Annotated in this window: 23 protein-coding genes and 1 tRNA gene; 12 read left to right on the forward strand and 12 right to left on the reverse strand. The window is 46.9% G+C overall.

Annotated elements, in window-relative coordinates:
- Complete coding sequence (locus PFJ30894_RS01435; protein ID WP_113077878.1) at positions 1-1,617, reverse strand: putative polysaccharide biosynthesis protein; 1,617 nt, start codon at positions 1,615-1,617, stop codon at positions 1-3.
- 170 nt (positions 1,618-1,787) lie between these two features.
- On the opposite strand from PFJ30894_RS01435, the gene PFJ30894_RS01440 reads away from it, so the two are divergent.
- From PFJ30894_RS01440 to PFJ30894_RS01450, 3 genes are all read left to right on the forward strand, one after another.
- A complete protein-coding gene (locus PFJ30894_RS01440; RefSeq protein ID WP_021717730.1) occupies positions 1,788-2,888 on the forward strand; it encodes a BMP family ABC transporter substrate-binding protein in 1,101 nt (366 codons plus the stop codon).
- A gap of 36 nt (positions 2,889-2,924) precedes the next feature.
- Positions 2,925-3,527, forward strand: a complete 603-nt coding sequence (locus PFJ30894_RS01445; protein WP_125668847.1) for a hypothetical protein — start codon at positions 2,925-2,927, stop codon at positions 3,525-3,527.
- A gap of 206 nt (positions 3,528-3,733) precedes the next feature.
- Complete coding sequence (locus PFJ30894_RS01450) at positions 3,734-4,279, forward strand: NADH peroxidase (RefSeq protein ID WP_113077880.1); 546 nt, start codon at positions 3,734-3,736, stop codon at positions 4,277-4,279.
- 170 nt (positions 4,280-4,449) lie between these two features.
- On the opposite strand, the gene PFJ30894_RS01455 is transcribed toward PFJ30894_RS01450, so the two are convergent.
- From PFJ30894_RS01455 to PFJ30894_RS01485, 7 genes are all read right to left on the reverse strand, one after another.
- A complete protein-coding gene (locus tag PFJ30894_RS01455) occupies positions 4,450-5,790 on the reverse strand; it encodes a pilus assembly PilX family protein (RefSeq protein WP_113077881.1) in 1,341 nt (446 codons plus the stop codon).
- A gap of 254 nt (positions 5,791-6,044) precedes the next feature.
- Positions 6,045-7,352, reverse strand: coding sequence for a pilus assembly PilX family protein (locus PFJ30894_RS01460; RefSeq protein ID WP_125668848.1), 1,308 nt, complete (start codon positions 7,350-7,352; stop codon positions 6,045-6,047).
- Positions 7,353-7,604: 252 nt separating this feature from the next.
- Positions 7,605-8,840, reverse strand: a complete 1,236-nt coding sequence (locus tag PFJ30894_RS01465) for a pilus assembly PilX family protein (RefSeq protein WP_125668849.1) — start codon at positions 8,838-8,840, stop codon at positions 7,605-7,607.
- Between the two features lie 20 nt (positions 8,841-8,860).
- Positions 8,861-9,928 (reverse strand): prepilin-type N-terminal cleavage/methylation domain-containing protein, encoded by a 1,068-nt coding sequence (locus PFJ30894_RS01470; RefSeq protein ID WP_113077884.1) that lies wholly within the window; start codon positions 9,926-9,928, stop codon positions 8,861-8,863.
- 17 nt (positions 9,929-9,945) lie between these two features.
- Positions 9,946-10,383 carry a type IV pilus modification PilV family protein gene (locus tag PFJ30894_RS01475; protein ID WP_113077885.1) on the reverse strand — a complete coding sequence of 146 codons (438 nt, stop codon included), beginning with the start codon at positions 10,381-10,383 and terminating at the stop codon, positions 9,946-9,948.
- Between the two features lie 160 nt (positions 10,384-10,543).
- Positions 10,544-11,632 carry a M48 family metallopeptidase gene (locus PFJ30894_RS01480; protein ID WP_113077886.1) on the reverse strand — a complete coding sequence of 363 codons (1,089 nt, stop codon included), beginning with the start codon at positions 11,630-11,632 and terminating at the stop codon, positions 10,544-10,546.
- Between the two features lie 31 nt (positions 11,633-11,663).
- Positions 11,664-12,815: a CaiB/BaiF CoA transferase family protein gene (locus tag PFJ30894_RS01485; RefSeq protein ID WP_113077887.1), complete on the reverse strand. Its 1,152-nt coding sequence runs from the start codon at positions 12,813-12,815 to the stop codon at positions 11,664-11,666.
- Between the two features lie 145 nt (positions 12,816-12,960).
- Between PFJ30894_RS01485 and thiW the strand changes: the two genes are divergently transcribed.
- The 3 genes from thiW to PFJ30894_RS01500 are packed head-to-tail and all read left to right on the forward strand — an operon-like array spanning position 12,961 to position 14,113.
- On the forward strand, positions 12,961-13,476 hold the full coding sequence (gene thiW, locus PFJ30894_RS01490) for an energy coupling factor transporter S component ThiW (protein ID WP_113077888.1): 516 nt from the start codon (positions 12,961-12,963) through the stop codon (positions 13,474-13,476).
- On the forward strand, positions 13,473-13,745 hold the full coding sequence (locus tag PFJ30894_RS01495) for a hypothetical protein (protein ID WP_021717740.1): 273 nt from the start codon (positions 13,473-13,475) through the stop codon (positions 13,743-13,745). Before thiW ends, PFJ30894_RS01495 begins: the two co-directional genes overlap by 4 nt.
- 8 nt (positions 13,746-13,753) lie before the next feature.
- Positions 13,754-14,113, forward strand: coding sequence for an ArsR/SmtB family transcription factor (locus PFJ30894_RS01500; protein WP_113077889.1), 360 nt, complete (start codon positions 13,754-13,756; stop codon positions 14,111-14,113).
- 52 nt (positions 14,114-14,165) lie between these two features.
- Here PFJ30894_RS01500 and pdxT read toward each other — a convergent pair whose 3' ends face one another.
- Both pdxT and pdxS read right to left on the reverse strand, forming a co-directional pair.
- Positions 14,166-14,729, reverse strand: coding sequence for a pyridoxal 5'-phosphate synthase glutaminase subunit PdxT (pdxT, locus tag PFJ30894_RS01505; RefSeq protein WP_113077890.1), 564 nt, complete (start codon positions 14,727-14,729; stop codon positions 14,166-14,168).
- Complete coding sequence (gene pdxS, locus PFJ30894_RS01510) at positions 14,729-15,607, reverse strand: pyridoxal 5'-phosphate synthase lyase subunit PdxS (RefSeq protein ID WP_113077891.1); 879 nt, start codon at positions 15,605-15,607, stop codon at positions 14,729-14,731. The genes pdxT and pdxS overlap by 1 nt, the downstream gene beginning before the upstream one ends.
- 107 nt (positions 15,608-15,714) lie before the next feature.
- Here pdxS and pdxR point away from each other — a divergent pair, with 107 nt between their 5' ends.
- The 6 genes from pdxR to PFJ30894_RS01540 all read left to right on the forward strand — a co-directional run bounded on the left by pdxR (position 15,715) and on the right by PFJ30894_RS01540 (position 20,596).
- Positions 15,715-17,061, forward strand: a complete 1,347-nt coding sequence (pdxR, locus tag PFJ30894_RS01515; protein ID WP_125668850.1) for a MocR-like pyridoxine biosynthesis transcription factor PdxR — start codon at positions 15,715-15,717, stop codon at positions 17,059-17,061.
- Positions 17,062-17,205: 144 nt separating this feature from the next.
- On the forward strand, positions 17,206-17,400 hold the full coding sequence (thiS, locus tag PFJ30894_RS01520) for a sulfur carrier protein ThiS (protein ID WP_113077893.1): 195 nt from the start codon (positions 17,206-17,208) through the stop codon (positions 17,398-17,400).
- A 2-nt stretch (positions 17,401-17,402) separates the two neighbouring features.
- Entirely contained in the window at positions 17,403-18,044 is a 642-nt protein-coding gene (gene thiF / locus PFJ30894_RS01525) for a sulfur carrier protein ThiS adenylyltransferase ThiF (protein ID WP_113077894.1), read from the forward strand.
- Between the two features lie 24 nt (positions 18,045-18,068).
- Positions 18,069-18,839, forward strand: coding sequence for a thiazole synthase (locus tag PFJ30894_RS01530; RefSeq protein WP_125668851.1), 771 nt, complete (start codon positions 18,069-18,071; stop codon positions 18,837-18,839).
- A gap of 1 nt (position 18,840) precedes the next feature.
- A complete protein-coding gene (thiH, locus tag PFJ30894_RS01535; RefSeq protein ID WP_113077896.1) occupies positions 18,841-20,004 on the forward strand; it encodes a 2-iminoacetate synthase ThiH in 1,164 nt (387 codons plus the stop codon).
- Positions 19,991-20,596, forward strand: a complete 606-nt coding sequence (locus PFJ30894_RS01540; protein WP_113077897.1) for a thiamine phosphate synthase — start codon at positions 19,991-19,993, stop codon at positions 20,594-20,596. Before thiH ends, PFJ30894_RS01540 begins: the two co-directional genes overlap by 14 nt.
- An 80-nt stretch (positions 20,597-20,676) precedes the next feature.
- Here PFJ30894_RS01540 and PFJ30894_RS01545 read toward each other — a convergent pair.
- Together PFJ30894_RS01545 and PFJ30894_RS01550 are read right to left on the reverse strand one after the other, a co-directional pair.
- Positions 20,677-20,752 (reverse strand) — tRNA-Lys (locus tag PFJ30894_RS01545).
- Between the two features lie 129 nt (positions 20,753-20,881).
- Positions 20,882-22,171 (reverse strand): adenylosuccinate synthase, encoded by a 1,290-nt coding sequence (locus tag PFJ30894_RS01550; RefSeq protein ID WP_113077898.1) that lies wholly within the window; start codon positions 22,169-22,171, stop codon positions 20,882-20,884.
- Between the last annotated feature and the right edge of the window lie 17 nt (positions 22,172-22,188).

The following is a 22,188-nucleotide window of genomic DNA, read 5'->3' on the forward strand; positions in this document are numbered from 1 at the left end:
TTATCTAAAATACCCTAACTTCTGGCCTGCTGCCAACAGCCTGTGCCCAATAAAAGGCAGACTTTCCAGATCATCCTTACCCATACCGCCCACTGCCAGCAATACGCCGCCGTAAACAGGCACAGCCACGGCAATAGCCGCTAAAATCGCCCAGGCTCCCCAGCTTGCCGCCAGCGTGATCACGCCATAAACAGCCGCTCCCATAGCTGCGGCTGACACAGCAGGCTTAAATACACCGCTGAAGGATAAAGCAAAACCTGTATATTTGTAAATAAAAATCATATTTAAAACTGCTGCCAGGCCAAAATCCACTACCGTAGCCATTGCCGCACCCTTGATACCCAAAGTCGGTATCGCCGTCAGCGTCCAGCTTAAAAACACCTTGACCGCAGCCGCTAAAATCATATTGATGACCGGGATCGAAGTCCGACCCAGCCCCTGCAGAATTCCTGTACTGATCTGATGCAGACCCAACAGCAAGATACCTACGCTCATAGTTTGGATAGCATCGGCAGCGCCAGGCGCATTATAAATCAGCGCCGCTATTTTTTCAGCCAGAAAATACATACCTACAAAACAGGGACAGGTAATGATCAAAGCGACTCTGAAGGCCGTCCTGGTTTTGGCCCTGATGCCGAAAACATCATTCAGTGCCCGCGATTCAGAAATCGCCGGTACCAGGCTGATCGTCATAGCCGCCGTGAAGATAGTCGCTAAATTGATCAACGGCACAGCCATACCTGTCAGATAACCGAAAAACTCTGTCGCCTGACTGATATGAAAACCAGCTGCTTCCAACCGCTGCGGCACGATCAAAAGATCAAGGTTCGCCACAACCGGCAGCATCAGGCTGGACATGGAAACAGGCAGCGCCAGCCGCAGCAGGCGGCTGATGATGGCCCGCGCCGACTCTCTCGTAGCCAGTGGATTCTGCTGCTGCAGATCCGCTTTCAGCTTCTGCTTGAGCCGTCCATAGAACCACATCAAAACCAAAAGCGCGCAGAAGGCGCCGACTCCGGCGCCCATACTGGCGCCGCCAGCCGCATAAGCCAAACCATGCGGCATAAACATATTCGCAAAAACGATCATCGTCACAACACGCATCAGCTGCTCTACTATCTCGGAAGCCGCCGTTGGCGTCATGATCTGCCAGCCCTGCAGATAGCCGCGGAAACTGGCTAAAAATGTAACAAAAAATACGGCCGGAGCCAAAGCAATAATAGAGTAATAAGCGCGGCTATCACGGATCCAGTGATTATCGATCAGCCAATGAGCGCCGAAAAAAAGTGCCGATGCAAAAACCAGGCCTGTAACGAACAATAACCGCAGAGAAACATTAAAGACACGTTTGGCTCCCAGAAAATCCTTCTGCGCCAGCTTTTCAGCCGTAATAATCGAAATTGCGACCGGTATCCCTGCCGATGACAATGTTATTGCCATCAGATAGATCGGAAACCCCATCTGGTAAAGGCCGATCCCTTCGCCGCCCAGTACACGCGACAAAATGATCCAATTCAGCGAACCGATGACCTTGACGACGATACTGGAAACCGTCAAAATCAGTGTACCTTTTAAAAATTTATTATTACTGCTAGCACTCTTTTCGGTATCGCTCATGATTACCCGCCTTGTCAAATTTTACAATTACACATACTCATACATTATAATTATCACCTTAAAGCCACTTTTTGACAAGCTTTTTCGGTTTTATTTCACAAAATATTGCTTTATTGCCCGGCCATTGTTACAATTAAAGTTAGAAATAATTTATCAAGGAGGTCATTTGCATGAAGAAAATCCTGTCCATCGCTCTGGTTAGTCTGCTGGCCTGCGGCGCGTTACTTGCCGGCTGCGGCGGTGAAAAGAAAGCTGACCCTAAGGCTGCAGGCGACAAAACCAAAGTTGCCTTCGTTTATGTCAGCTCCGCCAAAGACGGCGGCTACTCTATGGCACATGAACTGGGGCGTCAGTATGTTGAGAAAAACATGCCCAACGTTCAAGCAAGTTACATCGAATCAGTTCCTGAAGGTGCCGATTCCGAACGTGTAATTACACAACTAGCTTCCCAGGGCAACAAAGTTATTTTCACCACCAGCTTTGGTTATATGGACCCGACGATCAACGTCGCGAAAAAATACCCCGACATTACCTTCCTGCACTGCTCCGGCTTCAAAACAGCCCCCAACGTAGGCAACTACTTCGGCCGTATGTACGAAGCCCGCTATGTCACAGGTATCGTTGCCGGTAAAGAAACAAAATCCAACGTTATTGGTTATGTAGCAGCGTTCCCGATCCCGGAAGTAATCCGCGGCATCAATGCCTTTACCCTGGGCGCGCAAAGCGTCAACCCTGACGTACAGGTCAAAGTCCTCTGGACCAATACCTGGTATAATCCAGCTACCGAAAAACAGGCTGCTATCACACTGATCGATGCCGGTGCCGATATCATCGCTCAGCATCAAAATACCCCCGGTCCGCAGCAGGCAGCTGAAGAACGCGGCAAATATGGCATCGGCTACAATGTCGATATGTCTGCCAATGCTCCTAAAGCATCCTTGACCTCCGCGATCTGGAACTGGGGACCGTATTATGAAGAAACCATCAAACAGGTTAACAACGGTACCTGGAAATCCGGCGCTTACTGGGGTTCCATGAAAGATAAAGTAGTCGACATCGCTCCCTACGGACCCGCAGTCAGCGATGAAACAAAAAAACTGGCTGATGCTGCCAAAGCAGATATCATTGCCGGCAAACAAAAAGTTTTCACCGGCCCGCTGTATGATCAAAGCGGTGCCGAGAAAGTTCCTGCAGGCACTACTCTGACCGATAAGGAACTTTTGAGTATGGACTGGTTCGTCAAAGGCGTTGACGGTAAAATCCAGAACTGACTCGCTTGAGTGTTTTAGTAAGGAAGGTATAAAGGAATGAAAAAGACATTAATTTTAAGCTTAGCACTGGCTTTAGGAATCACCACTGTTTGCGCTGCTTCTCCGCTCAAAAACTATAACGCGGGCAAAGTAGCTGTTGATCTGGGGCTTAACGTCCCTACCAGCAATACTTATGAAGGACACAGCGTCGGCAGCAAAAAAACGTCTCCCTATGCCGGTATCACCGTAGGCCTTGGCAGCAATACCGCTGTCAACTACAAATGGAATCAATACAAAAACAGCGGCAGTAACAAGGTCGAAGCCCAGCAGCTCAACCTGATGTACAAAGTCCTGCCAGTACTTGATGTTTACGCAGGTTATGTCGACAGTGACGTCAAACTGCACGGCGACAGCCGCAGCCGCAGTTCCGGCCAAGTCGGTGTCCAGGGACGTGTCGAATTGCCTTTTCTCTGTACTTTATGGGGCAGAGCAGGCGTGGGCAACAAGCTCAACAGCTATGAAATCGGCCTGAGCCGTACTCTGGTATCCAATGTAGAGCTGAATCTGTCGTACTATGACAACAAATTCAAAGATTCTGCGCCCGGCGGCAGCGACGTCAAAACCAAAGGCGTTAATATGGGTATCACCGTCAAATTCTGACCTGCATCTATTAATCATCTAACTAAATAAACCTCAAAATAAGGCCTGGAAGCAAAAATTCCCGGCCTTATTTTTCTATAATACTAACGGATAATTATTATTGACAACTGACAAAAGCTGTGCTATTATAATTACATTGAAAACTTACATCTGCGTAAGTTCTGCTCACAAAAAAATAAATTTTATAGCACTTGGAGGAATGAAGAATGAAAAAATTCGTATGTCAAATCTGTGGTTATGTTTATGAAGGCGAAGCAGCACCTGAGTACTGCCCGCAATGTAAAGCTCCTGCATCCAAATTCACCGAAATGTGCGGCGACCGTACCTGGGCTGCTGAACATATCGTAGGTATAGCAAAAGACGTCGCAGAAGACATTAAAATGGATCTGCGCGCTAATTTTACCGGCGAATGCACCGAAGTTGGCATGTACCTGGCAATGAGCCGTGTTGCTCATCGTGAAGGTTATCCTGAAATCGGCATGTACTGGGAGAAAGCAGCTTTTGAAGAAGCTGAGCATGCAGCTAAATTCGCTGAACTTTTAGGCGAAGTCGTTACCGACTCCACTCAAAAGAATCTGGAAATGCGTGTAGAAGCCGAAAACGGCGCTACCGCAGGTAAATTCGATCTGGCCAGCCGCGCTAAAGCAGCAGGTCTGGATGCTATCCATGACACCGTGCATGAAATGGCAAAAGACGAAGCCCGCCACGGCAAAGCTTTCGAAGGCCTCCTGAAACGTTATTTCAACAAATAATAAGTACCTTACCCACTACCTTTATACATCATCTACTTCCCTCAACAAAAACAGCCCCTGTTTCCTTCAGGAAACAGGGGCTGTTTGATTTTACACACCATATTTTTCTTTACTCTTACATACGTTTAAACTTTTTTACCACTTTTGCCGACTTTTACCAGTCCTTTTCCTTATGCGGCCCTTAAATAATACATATTCGGCATTTTCAATTTTTCGCCGATTTTATTAAAGCGCAGAACAAGTTTTCCTGTACTACCGCTTTGCCCGCCAATACTAATAAGACCTGCAGACTGCATCTGTCCATAAAAGGTAGCTGTCACATTTCCGCTGACCAGCATTTGCATATTACCTGCCGAAGAAAGGAAACAGCCGCCGTCAAGCTGTTTATCTGCATTGATAAAAGGGTCTGACAAACTCAAATTTTTATTGGCAATAAAAAGTATCCTGCTGTTGTCTACCGACTTGATCGAATTTACAGCTATCGACCCACCGGAAATAAAGCTTACCTGCCCACCGCCCTTGATCGTAATATTCTTTAAAACCACATTATCATAATCTTTGATAGTACCATAGTCACAAATAATAAATTCTAAAGTTTTTCCTTTAGGAACAGTGATTTCTACGTTATCCATAGTTAAAAAATTTTTATACAACATATAGCCAATACCCAGCTGTTCACCGATCAATAAAACAGTATTATTGGCAACACTTATCTTCGTTCCCGAAAAGCTGGCTTTAGCGGCCCAATATTGCCCGTTGGTAATATTCCAGTTACTTAAAGGCCTGTCTTCAGTCGCACCTGTAGACTGAAGCTCCGGATAAGTAGCTTTTTCAAAAACTTCCGGCGATGCAGCACTTTTATATTTAGGCTCTGTCACAAACTCCTTATTGATTACCTGCCCGCCCACTGTATAGTCACCAAAATATCCACTGTAATATACCTTATTATTGGGATCATAATCTACATCGTTATTAATAATCAATGCTCCGCTTGAAGTAATAAAGCTGTCATTTATATAGGCGTCTGGAGGCTGCTCCGGTTCTTCTCCGCCTCCGGTACCGCCATTATCACCTAACGTATGGACTTTACGGATAACCTTGCGAATCCCCTGGCAAGCTCCTACTGAGGTTATTTGATAAGCAGCGCTCTCTTCAGGAGTATAGTCAGATGCCAGATCAATATTATTTTCAGTAATTCCCACAGCGTACCAGATGCCATTCTGGTCAGCTTTACCGCCGTCTATACTTAAATGTCCAAAGCTGCCGCTGTCACTGCCTTGTATATAGTTTTCCGGTGTCAGCCACGTCCAGTTGCTGTTTTTATTATCTAAAGCTGCAACAGCTTTTTTATATCCGGCTTCAGCAGCATACCATGCCTGCTGCTCCCGATAATCTGATGAGGCAGCCGTTTTTTCTATTGTCATCATCGGCAGCCAGGCAATGGCCACTACCATCAAAAACAACAGCATTACTATAGCTATGACAGTTACCGAACCACGTTGTTTCTGCACACATTTCACCTCATCGCTCTTTTTGTATATGTTATAAATTAAAACCTATAATATAAATTATTTGATATTTTTTAATTTATTATATCATTTGTATTATAAAATCACAATATATTGTACCTATTTTAATAAATATTTATTTAGGCTATATTTAATAATCTTTTATTAAACAAATATAAAACCTGTCAATACCATACAAAAAAAACAGTACCGCTGCTATATAATAGCAGCGGTACTGTTTACTTCTTTATGCGTTTTTATTTCATACCTTTGGGAACGGTAAAACCAGGAGCTTTGAGCACACTATCATTAAACTGTATCAGACCACTTGTCTTAAAATTGCCCCTGCACTGAATCTGACCTTGAAATGAAGCACTCTCAACTATCGTAATATCTTTATCAGAAGATAAAAATCCTCCACCCGGATTATTTTTATAACTCCAAATACTGCTGCATATTTTCATATCACCATTAGACATGAACATCGTCAAGCCATTATAGGCAACGGTCTCAGTCCCCATGCCAAACTGAAAATCGCCGGCAAAAAACATTCGTACGTTGCCTGTAATCGTTCCAGTTAAAACTACTGGTTTAAGCGCGCTGAAAATAAAGGTTACAGGCAAATCACTTTCAGGACCGTTGATTTGATTTAATTGTATTCCATTATTGTAATTTTGATTGTCTATAAAAATTATTCTACCGGCAGAGTTCCCTGCATCTACAACTTTAACTCTTTTTATATTATAAGGATCACTCTCATCTACTAAATTAGACAAATCCCAATAATAATCTGTATTCTTTGCTGTCTTAATTGTAGAAGGCCATGTCATGTCAGGCATAGGAGGCATTTTGGGATATTTACTTATATCAAAAATTCTCTCCGGAAGTCTTGTTTTTAGAGTCGGCCTGTTAACACTGTCAGTCCATTCATTCGTAAATGAATTATTATTTTTCACGTTGTAAAAACCAGATCCATATAATTTTCCCAGAAACCTAGTATCTATATCGTCAATATTAAAATCCTTTTGGTCTTGTACTACTGTGACCGTACCTCCGGCCTGTACCAAGCCAGGTAATTCCAAAACTTCTTCTCCCACGCTGTCACCACCGCCAGACCCTCCGTCATCACCAAAAATATAGGTTTTTCGCATAACTTTGCGTATACCCTGGCAGGAACCGACTGATGTAATTATATAGTTGGCCTTATCGCCTGGTATAGTAACATCCACTTCATTGTCATCTTTGATCTCCGTAATCGCAGTTGCATACCAGACTCCCTGCTTATCTGCTTTTTGGTTATCAAGGCTATTTAAATAAAAATCCCCAGACTTTATTTCTGCGATTTTACTTAACCAATTATTCCATTCACTACTCCCATCATTAAGAGCAGCTATTGCACGCTTATATCCGGCTTCAGCAGCATACCACGCCTGCTGCTCCCGATAATCTGATGAGGCAGCCGTTTTTTCCATTGTCATCATCGGCAGCCAGGCTATCGCTATAATCATTAAAAACAACAGCATTACTACAGCTATAACAGTTACCGAACCACGTTGTTTCTGCACAAAATTCACCTCGCCGCCTTTTGATATAAATTATAAATCTAGGTTAAAAGCATATATTATTTGTTATTCTTTAATTATTATATCATTTACATTATAAAATAACAATATATCAAGTTTTTTGTAAACATTTGTTTAATCTATACTACGCCAATTCTTCATTAAACTAATATATATAACGCTACTAAAATTCAAAAAAAACAGTATCGCTGCTATTTATATAGCGGCGATACTGTTTACCTCTTTATGCGTTATTTAATTCATACCCTTGGGAACTGTAAAACCAGGAGCCTTTAAAACAGCATCACTGTAATGAATTGTACCTTTAGTTTCGAAATTTCCTTTGACTTGAGCCTGCCCATAGAAAGCCTGGTTGGCAATTATTATATTTTTGTCAGATGACAAAAATCCTTTATTTATAGAACCAATTATTTCCATTTTTCCGTTGGACATAAACATAATCAATCCTGTTGCTGCCTGATTATCAAAAGTAAAATCAGCAGAAGTAAATATTCTCACATTTCCAGTAATCTTAGCATTTATTTTGATAGTTTTTGTAAAAATAAATGTTACCGGTTTTCCTTGGCTTGGCCCTATTATATTTCCCTTAAGGTACTCAGTACTATTATCAATAAAAATAACCTTCCCCGATGATTCTTCAGCATTTATTGTACACTCATTACCAACATAATTACCAACATTCCAGGCAACATCACTTTTTAAATCCCAAATATAATTCTTACCTGCTTCCAAATTAAAAATCCAATTCCATTGATCTGTTCTTAACATAGTATTCAAATCTTTATAACTACTTTTTTGAAAAACACTTTCAGGGATATGTGTCTTCAATGTATTTGGATATGTTCCCTGAGTATGTCCACTACTAAATTGGTTTCCGCTGGAATCAAAAAAACCTGAACCATATAAATCGCCGTTTAATTCTCCTGCCTGGTTATTGGTTATGGTCACAGTACCGCCAGCCTGTACCAGACCTGGTAATTCCAGTGTTTCCTCACCGCCGCTGTCACCACCGCCAGAACTGTCGTCATCACCTAAAACATACGTTTTACGGATAACCTTACGAACGCCCTGACAGGAACCGACAGCAGTGATCTGGTAAACAACATCTTCTCCAGGAATATATCCCGAAACTATATCAGCATTATTTCCCATAATACTAACAGCGTACCAAATTTCATCTTGGTCAACTTTATTACCATCTATACTCAAATGCGCAAAATTCGCACTATCACTATCTCGAATATATTCTTCCGGTGTAAGCCATCGCCAGTCATTATTTTTGTTTGATAACGCAGCCACAGCTCTTTTATAGCCGGCTTCGGCGGCATTCCAAGCCTGCTGTTCCCGATAATCAGACGCAGCAGCCGTTTTTTCCATTGTCATCATCGGCAGCCAGGCTACGGCAACAACCATTAAAAACAACAGCATTGCCAAAGATATGACAGTTACCGACCCGCGTTGATCTTTCATTTCGTCACCTCATAATCAAATTAACTTCTACCAACGATTTCCCATCCAGATCCATTAATCAAATCTTTTACTTTATTAAATGGCAAACTGACCGATACACCACCATTTTTAATTAAGTGATACCATTTCTTATTTTCCGGATTATAAACATAATTTACATTCCATCCGGTTGTTTTATCCGGGTCGGTATAGCCAATAAGAAAAACATTATCTACAGTAATGGGAACATTTGTATCACCATATCCATATGGATTCATATAGACTGTTTTGCCATTTATATTTACGCTAAACCAGGCTCCACCATATTTTTCACTTAATAAATACTCTCTTATTTTATCATTATTACCCAATTGCCAAAGTGAATCATTACTTGTTCCAAAAAATTTCTTAAAATCGTCTAACGAATTTCTTTCTGAACTTGTTAAAACTTCTCCATTTTTTAGCTTATGCCAAATACTTACTAAGCTTGTATATTCTTTAAGCATTTTTTCTTCAGGTGTTTCTGTTACTTCTTCTTCACTCGGCACAACTTTAGTTTCCAAGGTCTGTGTTTTCATTTGCCCATTAAATTCATACTGCAGCGGCAAAGCGATCTTATACATGATCACTGTATTACCGTCATTTAAAGTAAGCGTTTCAGAAGTAACAGGAAATTTACCCTCGAAAATACTATTATTGCTGTCATTTGGAAAAACAGTTATTTTTTTACTGCCGTCAGTAATATCTTCCCGCGTTACCTGCAATTGTTTTTTTGTATCATCTTTCCACTCGACAGTCACTTTATATTCTTTATTGGTTCCTTGAGCAATATCCATATGCCTGTCCCAAAGATTACCTTTATAGGAAAATTTACTTGTGCTGACCGTCGGCTGCTCCGGATCAATACTGTCCTTATCTGCATAACGCAGCGTAGTTTTCAGTTCGTTCATCAGCAAACGCGCCTCTTCATAAACGACTTCCTGCCTGGCGCCTACATGCAGACTGGTAACACTGCTGCCAAACAAATGTACCATTGCCCCCATGATCAGCCCCAATACTGCCATCGCTACCACTAATTCTATTAATGTAAATCCGGACTGCTTCTTCATGCCGCCGCTCCTTTAAATCAATCTTTTGTACGGATATATGTCTGCAGATCCAAGACCTGCGGCTTGGGATCTGTCCACTTCACTTCTACCCTGACCAAATACAATTCGCTCTCACCCGGATAATTATTCCCCAGGCTTCCATCACCGCCGCGAGCATTAATCTGGTACTCAATGCCGTCCTGGGTAACTGTATTATTACCTTCTTTATTGATATATTCAACTATTTCTCTGATATCACTGCTGCTGTGCCCATCGGCTGCCTTTAACAGTTCAATTTTCTCCGATGCTATCTGTACAGCCTTTTCCTGTCTGTCCGCCGATACCATCACACCGATACCATAAGTATATAAAGCCGCTAATGCAGCCAGGCCGATAGCTACTACCAAAACCCCGATCATAGCATCGACCAGTAAAAATCCCTGTTTATTTTTGCGGAACTGTTTTATGCCATTCATCTTCACAGCCGTCCTTTACTCATAAAATCCCATATTTATTATATCACATATTTTCTTTAGTTTATAAATAATAACTATCATATATTTTAAAAATACTTAGAAAAATATGTATTAAAATTGCCTCTTCTTAATTAATTAAGAAGAGGCAATAAATTTTCAGTTATTTCTTTTTATCTTTACTCTTGGACTGCACTGCCGTATCGTTGGCATTCGCAACCGGCACCCACTGGCGCAGCAGCTCGGTACAGGCCGCCGCATAGCTGCCGGCACTGCCGAAGCCGCCCGCATACGCATCCTGATTGTAAACAGTGAGGATCTCGATGTCATCATAGTAAATAGTGGCACTGCCGCCGTTATCATAGACGATAAAGCGATATGGATCGATATGGCCCTTATCACGTTCACGCACGCAGTATAAACCGCCGGCAAGCATATAAGCGCGATATTCCGGGCGGTCATTACCGACAGTCTGCGTGATATTAAACCCCCAGTCACCTTCATGCACTCTGGCTGTATTATCTTCGTTAAGAGTTATTTCCGGATGTACTTTAAGCGCTTTGATCTGCTTCATAACACGTTTCAAACGTTCTTCCGGCTCGGGATGGCTCGAAAAAATACCATAGCCTGGATTACCCTGTTCCTTCGCCAGGTCTTCCAGCTTGTTGATCGTCAGCACGACACTGTAAGGATTATAACCGGCTGCTACACACAGATTAAAACCGCCCTTATCTGCGCCGCGTTCGTCGGTACGGCTGTAACCGGCCGCTAAAGCCTGCGTCGCCAGTCCCGCTATGCCTAAATCACCTTTGGTAACGATAGCAAAAGCCAAAGTCGTTAAAAGCTGTTTTTCTATTTGATGCACAGTGTGCTTTTTGACAACGTGTGTGATCTCGTGACCTAATACGCCAGCTAATTCTGCATCGGACGGCATATAATCGATCAGTCCCTTGAATACATAAATGAAACCGCCGGGGCAGGCCAGCGCATTTACTTCGTCACTGTTCAGCACCTTAAAGCTGTATTCCAGATCCTGCCGTTCGCTGACCTTGACCAGACTCTGACCGATCCGGTTGACACGTTCCTGCAAGGCATAATCCTGCACGACACCGTATTTAGCTTCCAGCTGCATCGCCGTCTGCCGGCCCATCTCTATTTCCTGTTCCTTGCTGATCAGCCCCGCTTCTGCCGGCGGCGTCATCCCCAGGCTGCAGCAGAATACAAAGACTATTGCTAAAATAAAGCGTTTCATCTTTTCACACCCCTTGTTTTAACGTAAACTGTCAAATCGCACCATTTTCTTTCAACTTCATAATCTCTGGCTCCGTATAACCCAGTTCAGTCAGCACCTCAGCCGTATGTTCTCCTAAAAGCGGCGCCCGGCGTTCGATGCTGCCCGGCATATCCGACAAACGGATCGCCGGTTTGACATACTGCAAAGTGCCGATATCCTCCTGTTTTTGCGCCAGCATTTCTGACTGCTGTGTCAGCTCGCTGTTTAAGGCTTCCTCCAGCGAACAGACCGGCGTCACGCAGAATTCTTCCTCACCGATCAACGCCAGCCATTCGGCCTGCGTTTTGGTCTGGAATACTGCTGCCAAATGCTCCTGAAGCTCATTACCATGTTCAAAATCATGCTGACGCTCGATCAGCTCTTCACAACCCAGGATTTCGCACAAACGCCGCCAGAATTTAGGTTCGATCGTCCCCACGCTCAAATAACGGCCGTCCTGCGTCCGGTAAATATTATAATAATGTGCCGTGCGCCCGAAAGGCTGACAACCTGTAGCCTTACAGCCCCACAAGCTGCTGATGCCGGTTGTCTGCAGACTCAGTGAAGTATTATATAAATTGATATCTACAGCCTGACCTTCCCCGGTACGTTCGCGCGCCAGCAAAGCCAGCAGAATGCCGCTGACAGCGTTCATACTGCTGCCCAGCGCCGCAATCTGTACCTCTGAAACGCAGGCACTGCCAACGTCATCCAGTGAATTCAGACCTGCAAGTCCGATCACATTCAGGTCATGGGCCGGTTTATGACGGTAACTGCCAGTCTGCCCAAAGCCGGTGATCGAACAATAGACCAGCTGCGGGTTGATTTCCCTGACAGTTGCGTAATCCAAGCCATAACGCGCCAGATAACCCGGCCGGAAGCCTTCTAAAAATACATCTGCTTCTGACAGAAGACGTAATAAAAGCTTACGTCCGCCTTCAGTTTTTATATCGGCCGTAATGCCGCGTTTATTACGGTTAAGCGCCAAATGCCAATAGCTCATGCCTGGCAGCGCTTCCGGAAAAAATCTGCGTGTATCATCGCCTGCAGGCGTTTCCACTTTGATAACATCGGCGCCGAAATCTCCCAATACCATACCGCAGTACTGCCCCGGCAGCCATTTAGAAAAATCTATCACCTTGATACCGGTCAAAGCCTTCATTCTTCTGACCCCCAATATTTTAACTGCAAAATATCCTCTGAAAATATACTTTATAATATTCTACATTTTTTACTGTTTCCCTTTAATTTATTTGCTGTGAAATGCTATAATAAGTTATAGAAGTTGTCTGAAGAGGTGTCATTACATGAAGATCCATAAGCTCACTTTAACGGCGCTGCTGGTTGCCATCGGCACCCTGAGCGCGCATCTTATTTATATACCGGCCGGCATTTCCAAATGCTTTCCCGTGCAGCATGCCATCAACGTGCTGGGAGCGGTGATTTTAGGCCCCGGCTATGCGACAGCAGCGGCCTTTGTCATTTCCTGCCTGCGCAATATGTTCGGTACCGGCTCACTGCTGGCTTTTCCCGGCAGTATGATCGGTGCCTGTCTGGCCGGACTTTGCTATAGCAGGTTCGGCTCTGTCAAAGCGGCTATGGCCGGCGAGATTTTCGGCACCGGTATTTTAGGCGGACTGACTGCCTGGGTCATCGCCCGTTTCTTCTTGAACAGCGCGGCAGCAGCCTGGTTCTTTATCCCGCCGTTCCTGATCAGCACTGTCGGCGGCAGCATCATCGCCGGACTGATCATTAAAAGCGGTATCCTTGCTTACGCTCTGCCAAATCTTTTTGCTAATAAAGGAAATAAATCAAATTTATGAATATTGATACCATGCTTTCACAAATTTTATATTGCCTGAGCGGCTTCCTTTTCGGTATTTTCGCCTCACGCTACAGCGTCATCAGCTGGCGCACTCTGGCCAGCCGGCCGCCGCTGCTGCAATGCGCGCCCTACGTGCTGTTTATCATCGCAGCTTTTACGCTGTTTCCCTTCTGGCTGATTACCCGTACCGAAGCCGGCGGTTTTATTTATTATGCGACGCTGCTGTTCTTTTTCACAAAGGGCTACCGCGCTGATAAGAAAGGATGAGCCCCAACATGAGCGAAAATAAAACTAACAATACTGTGATCTGCGATTCCTGCGGACACAGCGCCAGAATCCACCCCCAGCTGGCCGATAAATATGTACAGCCGATGGCGGAAATATTCAAGGTTTTAGGTGACCCGACCCGCATTAAAATTTTAGAACTGCTCTCCCACGAGGATATGTGCGTCAGTAATATCGCCGAAATGCTGGATATGACCCATTCTGCTATTTCTCATCAGCTGCGGCAGCTGCGCCATGCTCAGCTGGTCAAGTTTTCCAAGTCCGGCAAAGAAGTCATTTATTCGCTGGACGACGAACACGTCCTGACGCTGTTTGCCCAGGCGCTGGATCATGTCAAACATAAGGTTTAAGCATTCCGCACATAAAAACGGAGCCTGCTGTGCAGACTCCGTTTTTTTATTTTTACAGCTGCAGAAAATAACGATAGACAGCATCGCTGTCTGTCAATTCCGGGTGAAAACTGGTCGCCAGCAGCTTTCCTTGCCGGGCAGCTATGATATGCCCTGCATACTCCCCCAAAATTTCTGTCTGTTCGCCAACCCTTTCTATCCACGGAGCTCTGATAAATACCAGTGGCAGCGGTTCTGTCCCCAAAGCAGGCAGCAACTGCCTGCAGCTGAAACTGTTGAGCTGACTGCCATACGCATTACGGCGCACGGTAATATCCATCACCCCTAAATGCGGCTGTTCACCGACAATATTTTTTGCCAGCAGAATCAGCCCCGCACAGGTCCCCCAGACAGGCAGCCCCTCTTTCACCCTCCGTTTTAAAAGCTCAGACAGTCCCGTTCGCTGTAAAAGTCTGCTGATAGCAGTGCTTTCACCACCGGGAAGGATCAATCTGTCCACCTGCTCTAAATCAGCAGCCGTTTTTACGGCAACCGGCAAAACCTCCGTCAGCTGCGCCAGTTTAGTCAGATGCTCAGAAAATGACCCCTGCAGTGCCAGTACGCCTACACTCTGCATTACCAGCCACGCTCCGCAAAGGTTTGTTCCGCCGGTATAGTTTTGATATCGATACCGCTCATGGCCTCGCCCAGATCTTCTGATACTTCGGCTACGATTTTAGGATCGTTATAATAGCTGGTCGCCAGTACGATCGCCTTGGCGCGCTTAGCCGGATCGCCGCTGCGGAAAATACCTGACCCGACAAAAACACCTTCGCTGCCAAGCTTCATCATCAGGGCCGCATCTGCAGGCGTAGCAATACCGCCGGCGGCAAAATTAACTACCGGCAGCCTGCCGCCCGCAGCGACTTCTGCCACCAGTTCATACGGCGCTCCCTGTTCTTTGGCAAAGCTCATCCATTCCTCCCGCGGCAGATTCTGCAGCAATCTTATCTGTCCCATCATCGTCCGCATATGCCGCACTGCTTCTACCACATTGCCGGTACCAGCCTCTCCCTTCGTGCGGATCATTGCCGCTCCCTCACCGATGCGGCGCAGTGCTTCGCCCAGATTGCGGGCACCGCAGACAAAAGGGCTCTTAAAAGCATGCTTGTCGAGATGATATAAATCATCGGCCGGTGTCAGAACTTCACTTTCATCGATATAATCTATTCCCAGCGCCTCCAGAATCTCCGCTTCCACAATGTGACCGATCCTGACCTTGGCCATTACCGGAATCGATACGGCGCTTTTGATCTCTTTAATAAGCTTCGGGTCGCTCATTCTGGCAACGCCGCCATCCCTGCGAATATCAGAAGGCACACGTTCCAACGCCATAACAGCTACTGCGCCTGCAGCTTCGGCAATTTCAGCCTCTTGGGCATTGGTGACATCCATGATTACGCCGCCTTTGAGCATCTGTGCTAAATTACGATTTAAAATTTGTCTATCTGTCATCTTTATTCCTCCTAAAAACTTGCTTTCGTTAACGACAGTTTTTATGATACAATAATTCTGTACAGCAATAAATAGCCAGAAACTATTTTTCTAAAGGGGACAGTTTTATGCTTTTGACTAATCTTAAACTTGACAAACAGACCGACACGCCTTTATATACCCAGATCATTGACTCTATCAAAAACCAGCTCTACAATGACCAGATCGCAGCCGGCGACAGACTTCCGTCTGTACGCAGGCTCTCAGCAGCGCTGCAGATAAGCCGCACGACTGTCGAAAACGCTTACAATCAGCTGGTTGCCGACGGTTATCTGCAAAACGAACCTAAGCGCGGTTATTTTGCAGCAGCACTGTCAGGCCTGAGAAAGCACAGCGACGCGCCTGTGACACAAAGTATCGAACCGCCTGCCGTACGTTATAACTTTGCCAATAATTATATCGATCCCGCTTCTTTTCCCTCCGAGCTTTGGCGGCGCTATCTGAACCGTGCCTTAAAAAATAAACACCTGCTTTCCGGCTATGGCGAGCCGCAGGGTGAAACAGAACTGCGCCGTACACTGGCCAAATACAGCTCGGTGGCCCGCGGCGTTATCTGCAGCCCCGAACAGATCGTGATCGGCGCCGGTGTGCAAAGCCTGCTGCAGATCCTGATCGACATTCTACAGCCAGATATCACCAGTATTGCTCTGGAAGCGCCAGGCTTTGCCCAGGCAGAGCGGCTTTTTACTTCGCATGGCTGGCAGGTACGGCATTTCAGCACCGACCAGTTAGAGACTTCCCTGCCCAGGCTGCTTTACGTCAGCCCTTCCAATCCCTATAAAGGCCGCTCGCTCTCGCCGCAGCAAAGACTGAACCTGCTGCGCTGGGCAACGCAGCAGCAGACCTATCTGCTGGAAGATGACTATAACGGCGAGTTCCGTTATTTCGGACGGCCGGTATCCTCACTGCAGGGCATGAGTGATGGCCGTACAGTTATCTATCTTGGTTCTTTTTCGCGGCTGCTGCTGCCTTCCCTGCGTATTTCTTACATGGTATTGCCGCCGCTGCTGTTAGACCGTTACCGCCAGCTGGGACACCTTTATAACCAAACGTCTTCTACGATCGAACAGCTGGCACTGGCCGACTTTATTGCCGCCGGCGCACTGCGCCGCCACGTTAAACGACTGCGCAGGCTCTACAGTAATAAAAACACACTGCTGCGGCAAGCTTTAACGGAAATCTTCGGCAGCAGAGTCATTGTACGAGCCTATGAATCCGGTCTGCATCTGCGCCTGGCTGTCGTCACGCAGCAAACTGCCGATACCCTGTCCGAACTGGCACTGGAAAACGGCGTCCGGATCCTGCCGGTTTACGACAGCAACGGTAATTTACCAGAGATCCTGATTTCTTTTGTCGGTATTCAGGAAAACGACATCCGACCGGCACTGCTGCAATTAAAAAAAGCATGGTTTTAGTATCTGCCAAGCTCTTGACAGTATTGACCTGCAGATGCTATGCTAAAAAAAGAGTGAAGCCGTAAGGCGTCACAAAGGGGTACACCACCACGGGTGTAGCTTTTTGTGGCGCCTTTTTTTATTTTTCTTCAAGGAGGGTTCCCTATGCAAATCAACGGTCAACCAATCAGCACCGCTGCAGGCAGCACCTTGTCGCAATTATTGGCGCAGCAGGGTTTTGACGTTGCCCGCGTCGCCGTCGAACTCAACGGTAAAATCATCTGCCGCAGCGATTTCAGCAAAGTGCAGCTCGCCGACAGTGATACCATCGAAGTTGTACAGTTTGTGGGCGGAGGTTAAAAATGACTAAACAAATCACCAGGCAACAGCTTTCAGCAGCACTGGTTGAACGGCACGGACAGGAACGCCAGCAGCATTTGTACACCGCCAGTGTCGGTATCGCCGGTTTAGGCGGGCTGGGCTCCAACATTGCCGTCCAGCTGACGCGCCTGGGCATCGGATACCTGATCCTCGCCGACTGCGATCGGGTCGAGATCAGTAATCTCAACCGGCAAAGCTACCGACTCTGTGATATCGGCAGACCTAAACCCGAAGCCTTGACAGAACAGCTGCTGCAGATCAATCCCTATTTATGCTACGAGCCGCACTTTCTAAAGCTCACGCCGCAGAATATCCCGGAAATTTTTGCCGGCTGTAATATCATCTGCGAAGCTTTTGACGACCCTGAACAAAAGGCCATGCTGACAGAAACCGTCCTGCAGCGGCTGCCGCAGGCAAAACTGATCGTTTGTTCCGGCATGGCGGGCGCTGGCAGCGCCAATGCTATTACTACCAGCCGCAGGCTGAACCGTTTCTACCTGTGCGGCGACGGTACTGCTGATATTGCCGCGGACGGCAGCCTGCTGGCCCCGCGCGTCAGCGTCTGTGCCGCCCATGCGGCGACCATGGTCATGAGACTGGCGCTGGGCTTCACCACACCTTAAACAAAAGGAGAATTTTAAACTACGATGCAAGAAGATAAACTTATTTTAGGCAGCTACAGCTTCAGCTCCCGCTTTATTCTTGGCAGCGGCAAATATTCGCTTCCGCTGATCAAAGCCGCTGCCGAACAGGCCGGGGCGCAAATCATCACCTTAGCGCTGAGGCGCGCTCAATCGCAGCAGGACAATATCCTCGATTTTATTCCCTCAGGCATCACACTGCTGCCCAACACCTCAGGTGCCCGTACTGCTGAAGAAGCAATACGCATAGCCAGGCTGGCCCGTGCCTGCGGCTGCGGCGATTTTATCAAACTGGAGATCATCCGTGATTCTAAATATCTGCTGCCGGACAATCAGGCAACGATCAGGGCAACGGAAATCCTCGCTAAAGAAGGCTTTATCGTCATGCCTTATATGTATCCCGACCTTAACACCGCCCGAGATCTGCGTGACGCAGGCGCAGCCTCGATCATGCCCCTGGGAGCGCCGATCGGTTCCAACAAAGGGCTGGCAACCCGCGATTTTATCAAGATCATTATTGATGAGATAGCACTGCCTGTTATCGTCGACGCCGGGATTGGCCGCCCCTCCCAGGCCTGTGAAGCCATGGAAATGGGTGCCGCTGCCGTCATGGCCAATACCGCCATCGCTACAGCCGGCGATATCCCTCTGATGGCTGCAGCCTTCAAGCAGGCTGTTGAAGCAGGGCGTGCCGCTTACTTAGCCGGGCCGGGACGTGTTTTAGAGCAGGGTGCGGCTGCTTCATCGCCTCTGACAGGCTTTTTGGAAGACAGGTGATATGAATATGAAAATCGATCAGCATACCGATCCGATGGCTTATCAGCCGGATATGGAAATAACCTCGTCAGCTATTATGGAACAGGTGCTGGCCGCCCGTGCAGCTTACGACGAAACTGTTTATACGGCGGACGACGTGAAACAGGCCCTGCTTCAGGATCACCTGACGCCTGAAGCATTCGCCGCACTGCTCGCGCCGGCCGCAGCACCATTTCTGGAACAGCTGGCACAAAGGGCACAGGCAGAAACACGTAAACATTTCGGTAATGCCGTCAATCTGTTCACCCCGCTTTATATCGCCAACTACTGCGAAAATCACTGCATCTACTGCGGCTTTAACTGCTACAACAATATCAAACGCGCCAAGCTTACTGCCGCTGAAATAGAAACGGAAATGCAGGCTATTGCCGCTCAGGGCCTGGAAGAAATCCTGATCCTGACCGGGGAAAGCCCGACTATGAGCGACGTACAGTATATTGGTGCAGCCTGCCGGCTGGCCCGCAAATATTTTCGTGTTGTCGGTCTTGAGGTCTACCCCATGGACAGCAGTGATTATGCCTATCTGCATCAATGCGGAGCTGACTTCGTCACCGTTTTCCAGGAAACCTACGCCCCTGATAAATACGGTCAGCTGCATCTGGGCGGACGTAAACGTATTTTCCCCTATCGTTTTAATGCACAGGAACGGGCTTTACAGGGCGGAATGCGCGGAGTTGGCTTTGCCGCTCTGCTGGGACTGGATGATTTTCGCCGTGACGCTTTGGCAACAGGTCTGCATGCTTATCTGCTCCAACGTAAATACCCTCAGGCCGAGATCGCTTTTTCCTGTCCGCGCCTGCGCCCCATCATCAACAATGAGCAGATCAATCCCAAAGACGTCCATGAGCGGCAGCTGCTGCAGATCATCTGCGCCTACCGCATCTTTATGCCCTTTGCCTCCCTCACTATTTCCTCCCGTGAATGCGCCCGTTTCCGCGATAACGTAGTCGGACTTGCTGCAACTAAAATTTCTGCCGGCGTTGAAGTTGGCATCGGCGGTCACAGCCAGCAGAGCAAAGGCGACGAACAGTTCCTGATCGACGATAGCCGTACCGTCCGTGAAATCTGCGCAATGCTGACGAATCGAGGACTGCAGCCGGTCATGAGTGATTATGTCTATGTTTAAGCTGCTCGCCGTTACCGACCAAGCTTCCTGTCCTGAAAATTTTTGGACGCAGCTCCAGCTTTTAGCTGCTTCTGAAATCGACGCTCTTATTTTCCGTGCCAAAGAATTACCGCCGCAGGAATATTATCGGCAGGCCTCACAGGTGCAGAAAATCTGCCGGACACATCAGCTGCCGCTGATCCTGCATACTTATCAGGACATCTGCCGCCGGCTTGATACGTATGGACTGCAGGTAAGCTATCAGCAGCTCCTATGCCAGCCTCAGCTGCGGGCACAGGTACAATGCCTGGGCGTTTCCATCCACCATGCTGACGAAGCGGTACGTGCCGCTGACTTGGGCGCCGATTATTTAATAGCCGGGCATATCTTTGCTACAAACTGCAAGCAGGGGCTGCCCGGACGCGGTCTTGATTTTCTCAGCGCCGTCTGCGCCGCTACATCCCTGCCCGTCTACGCTATCGGCGGGATCACTCCTGCCAATATCGGACAGATAAAAAAAACAGGCGCCGCCGGCGCCTGTCTGATGAGCAGCCTGATGACCTGCCCGGAACCAGCAGTACTGGTACAAAAACTGCGGCAGGCTTTACTTTAGGCCCGCATAAACAAAAAATCCCGCTTCTGTCATAAGAAGCGGGATTTTATTTCATCAGGCAAACATCCAGACAAAAAAAATGGTGATCCACCCGCGACTCGAACGCGGGACACCCTGATTAAAAGTCAGGTGCTCTACCGACTGAGCTAGTGGATCACATAGTTATCAAGTTTCAAGCCAACTTGACAACGATATAATTATAACTACCTTTCACTGTTCTGTCAAGAAATAATTTTCAAAAATATAAAAACCGTCAGAAAAAATCTGACGGTTTAAATTTTTGATTTACAGCAATTTTTTCAGTACGATAGTCTGTTCACGTTCCGGACCTACGGAAACAATACCCAGTTCGACACCGGCAACCTCACTCAGACGGTTCAGATAAGTTTTCGCCTGAACAGGCAGCTCGTCAAAGGTGCGGATAGACGTAATATCAGTCAGCCAGCCTTCAAACTCTTCAAAAACCGGTTCAACCTTTGCCAGAACGTTCAGGCTGGCAGGAATCTGTTTGATTTCCTGTCCGTCGATCTTGTAGCCGACGCACATTTTGATCTTCGGCATTTTATCGAGAATATCCAAACGGGTCACTGCCAGGCAGTCCAGGCTGTTCAGACGTGCGGAATATTTGAGCATGAAAGCATCAAGCCAGCCACAGCGGCGGGGACGTCCGGTAACGGTACCGTATTCATGGCCTGTTTCACGGATCTGATGCCCGGGTCCGTCAGTATCAAGCAGCTCAGTAACAAAGGGACCTTCGCCGACGCGTGTCGTATAAGCCTTGACTACGCCCACCACATGGTCGATATAACGGGGGCCGATGCCGCTGCCGGTGCTGGCATTGCCGGCAGTCGGGTTCGAGCTGGTAACATACGGATAAGTACCATGATCGATATCAAGGAAAGTAGCCTGCGCGCCTTCAAACAGCACGTTTTTACCCTCGCTGAAAATTTCGTCTAAAACTACGCCGGTATCGGCAATATACGGCCGCAGCTCTTCGGCATAAGCCAAAAATTCCTGCAGCATAGTTTCATAATCAAAAGGTTCGCCGCCATAAATTTTAGTAATAATGGCATTTTTGGCTTCCAGGTTGATTTTCAGCTTTTCTGCAAAAGTATCGGGTTCCATCAAATCACAGATGCGGATGCCGGTACGGGCAACCTTATCCATATAGCAGGGGCCAATACCGCCTTTGGTCGTACCGATCTTATTACAGCCCAAAGCTGCTTCCTGCAGTTCATCCAGACGGGCATGGTAAGGCAGCACCACATGCGCACGGTCAGAAATGACCAGATTGTCGCAGCTGATGCCTTTAGCCTTCATATCAGCAATTTCATGCAGAACTACGCCGGGGTTGATAACGACGCCGTTACCCAGCACATTAGTCTTATCACTGTACAAAACACCGGAGGGAAGCAGACGCAGTTTATAGGAAACGTCATTGACGACTACCGTATGACCTGCGTTGGAACCGCCGGAATAACGTACGACGGCATCGGCTTTCTGTGCCAAATAATCAACAATCTTACCTTTACCTTCATCGCCCCATTGGGCACCAATAACTACAACAGATGACATGTGAGCATCTCCTTATC

Origin of the sequence: Phascolarctobacterium faecium (genome assembly GCF_003945365.1) — a bacterium.
GTDB classification, from domain to species: Bacteria; Bacillota; Negativicutes; order Acidaminococcales; family Acidaminococcaceae; genus Phascolarctobacterium; species Phascolarctobacterium faecium.